Source organism: Paenibacillus sp. FSL A5-0031 (genome assembly GCF_001956295.1).
Taxonomy (GTDB): domain Bacteria; phylum Bacillota; class Bacilli; order Paenibacillales; family Paenibacillaceae; genus Pristimantibacillus.
Genome location: NZ_MRTD01000062.1, coordinates 1 through 615 on the forward strand (window position 1 = coordinate 1; position 615 = coordinate 615).

4 tRNA genes are annotated in these 615 nt (G+C 49.8%); all 4 read left to right on the forward strand.

Features of this window, described 5'->3' with window-relative positions:
* Window positions 1–199: 199 nt before the first annotated feature.
* The 4 genes from BK120_RS34300 to BK120_RS34315 all read left to right on the forward strand — a co-directional run bounded on the left by BK120_RS34300 (window position 200) and on the right by BK120_RS34315 (window position 599).
* Window positions 200–276 (forward strand) — tRNA-Ile (locus BK120_RS34300).
* 5 nt (window positions 277–281) lie between these two features.
* Window positions 282–354: transfer RNA gene (locus BK120_RS34305), tRNA-Asn, on the forward strand.
* A 73-nt stretch (window positions 355–427) separates the two neighbouring features.
* A tRNA-Glu gene (locus tag BK120_RS34310) sits at window positions 428–502 on the forward strand.
* A gap of 20 nt (window positions 503–522) precedes the next feature.
* Window positions 523–599: transfer RNA gene (locus tag BK120_RS34315), tRNA-Met, on the forward strand.
* The last annotated feature ends 16 nt before the right edge of the window (window positions 600–615 follow it).

The window sequence follows — 615 nt, forward strand, 5'->3', positions numbered from 1 at the left end:
AAGCACAGCAATGTGTGTAGCTGACGAATACTAATCGGTCGAGGGCTTATCCTAAACACGTTTACTGTGACCCATACATCCAGTAGACAGCAGCAAAAAGGCTTCAGCAAGCCTAACCTTTCGTATCCAGTTTTCAGGGCGCAACTTGATTACCTGATTATAAACAATTGATCTTACATAAGATTTATGTTTATGTTTAGGGCCTTTAGCTCAGCTGGTTAGAGCGCACCCCTGATAAGGGTGAGGTCGGTGGTTCGAGTCCACTAAGGCCCACCATATTTTCCCTGATAGCTCAGTTGGTAGAGCACTCGACTGTTAATCGAGTTGTCACAGGTTCGAGTCCTGTTCGGGGACCCTCTGCTAAGGGGTTAGACTGCGTAAGTGGTGCGAGGGTTCGAATCCCTCTCTCTCCGTTCCAATTTATCTAGGCCCGTTGGTCAAGTGGTTAAGACACCTCCCTTTCACGGAGGTAACAGGGGTTCGAGTCCCCTACGGGTCACCATATTTTTTCTTTCAAGATGACGCGGGGTGGAGCAGCCCGGTAGCTCGTCGGGCTCATAACCCGAAGGCCGCAGGTTCAAATCCTGCCCCCGCAACCAAAACACCTTTACATGG